Raw genomic sequence first — 2,044 nt, forward strand, 5'->3', positions numbered from 1 at the left:
ATTGGTGGGCGATACCAGATTCGAACTGATGACCCCCTCCTTGTAAGGGAGATGCTCTACCAACTGAGCTAATCGCCCGTCGTGTTGGAGGTGCATTATAGGGATAGTTCTGCATGAGTCAACGGTTTTTCAAAGGAAAATATCCGTTCGTTGCAAAATTAAGCAAGATGCACCTAATATTATCGCCACAAAATAATATTTATTTAAACTTATTTAGTCTAGATCTTATCAGGATAAATTAAGCATTTTTACTGCAAAATTAACAAATGAAGTATGAATATCGTGCTAACAGCATTGAGGAATTAAGTTGCAGTGATAAAATAACCGACTGTAAATTTATCACTGATTAGATTCGATATAAAAAAAGGTCATTAAGGCAATCCTAATGAATAAAATAAAAACTCGTTTTGCACCCAGTCCAACTGGTTATCTTCACGTCGGCGGCGCTCGTACTGCACTCTATTCTTGGCTTTATAGTCGACATAATAACGGCGATTTTGTCTTACGTATTGAAGACACCGATCTTGAGCGTTCAACACAAGAAGCCATTGACGCCATAATGGATGGAATGAACTGGTTGAGTTTAAATTGGGATGAAGGTCCTTACTATCAAACTAAACGCTTCGAACGTTATCATGCCGTTATCGATCAAATGCTTAGCGCCGGGACAGCTTATCGCTGTTACTGTTCTAAAACACGATTAGACAATTTACGTGAAGAGCAGATGGCTAGAGGCGAAAAACCTCGTTATGATGGCTGCTGCCGTGATCATGCTCATAATCATACACCGAATGAAGCTCACGTAGTGCGCTTTCGTAACCCGCCAGAAGGCGCTGTGATTTTTGAAGATCAAATCCGTGGCCCAATTGAATTTAGTAATCTTGAGCTAGATGATCTTATCATACGCCGTACCGATGGCTCTCCTACCTATAATTTCTGTGTTGTTATTGATGACTGGGATATGAAAATCACTCATGTGATCCGTGGTGAAGATCATATTAATAATACTCCGCGACAAATTAATATATTAAAAGCACTTGGCGCGCCAATACCTGTATATGCGCATGTTTCAATGATCTTGGGCGATGATGGTAAAAAATTATCTAAACGTCATGGGGCGGTCAGTGTCATGCAATACCGCGATGACGGTTATCTACCAGAAGCCTTATTAAACTATTTGGTACGTCTCGGATGGTCCCATGGCGATCAAGAAATCTTTAGCCGGGATGAAATGATCAGTTATTTTTCCTTAGATGCGATTAGCAAATCCGCTAGTGCCTTTAATACCGACAAATTATTGTGGCTTAATCATCATTATATCAATTCATTACCTGCCGAATATGTTGCTACTCATTTAGCATGGCACATTGAGCAGCAAGGTATCGATACCCAAATCGGACCAAGCTTAGCAGATATAGTCAAGCTTCTCGGTGAACGCTGTAAGACCTTAAAAGAAATAGCCACTTCATGTCGCTATTTCTATCAGGATTTTGCTGAGTTCGACGCCGGCGCCGCTAAAAAACATTTACGCCCAATAGCGCGCTTGCCATTAGAAACGGTACGGGCAAAATTAGCAGCAATTAGCAATTGGACATGTGAAAATGTCCATCAGGCAATTGAATCAACGGCGACAGAACTTGAAATTGGGATGGGAAAAGTGGGTATGCCACTACGGGTCGCCGTGACAGGAACAGGCCAATCGCCAAGTGTTGATGCCACTGTGCATGCTATTGGCCAAACTCGTTCATTAAAACGTATTGATAACGCTTTGGTTTATATTAATCAACGTGAAAAAAGTGCTAACTAATGAAATTAGGCTAGCGTAAAAACACATTATTATTGTAACTTTATTTATCATACGAGGCTGTATGAGCATTTTTTCATCGGTTAACCGCTATTTTTATATTAATCGATTGACAGTCTTATACAGCTTGCATATCATGCGCTCGTCTAATCGACTTTGTGTAGGGGCTATAGCTCAGCTGGGAGAGCGCTTGCATGGCATGCAAGAGGTCAGCGGTTCGATCCCGCTTAGCTCCACCAA

Annotated in this window: 1 protein-coding gene and 2 tRNA genes; 2 read left to right on the top strand and 1 reads right to left on the bottom strand. The window is 41.1% G+C overall.

Translation table 11 applies throughout. The annotated features are described in order from the left end of the window. Window positions 1–2: 2 nt before the first annotated feature. Window positions 3–78: transfer RNA gene (locus H1X92_RS11330), tRNA-Val, on the bottom strand. Window positions 79–385: 307 nt separating this feature from the next. Here H1X92_RS11330 and gltX point away from each other — a divergent pair. Further along, window positions 386–1,807: a glutamate--tRNA ligase gene (gltX, locus tag H1X92_RS11335; RefSeq protein WP_180560258.1), complete on the top strand. Its 1,422-nt coding sequence runs from the start codon at window positions 386–388 to the stop codon at window positions 1,805–1,807. Window positions 1,808–1,967: 160 nt separating this feature from the next. Then, window positions 1,968–2,043, top strand: a tRNA-Ala gene (locus tag H1X92_RS11340). Window position 2,044 lies beyond the last annotated feature (1 nt).

The sequence above is a fragment of the Arsenophonus endosymbiont of Apis mellifera genome, assembly GCF_903968575.1.
GTDB classification, from domain to species: Bacteria; Pseudomonadota; Gammaproteobacteria; order Enterobacterales; family Enterobacteriaceae; genus Arsenophonus; species Arsenophonus apicola.

Bases quoted from the DNA above. Each gene is read 5' to 3' on its own strand.
- gltX (WP_180560258.1), top strand. From the start codon at position 386: ATGAATAAAATAAAAACTCGTTTTGCACCCAGTCCAACTGGTTATCTT.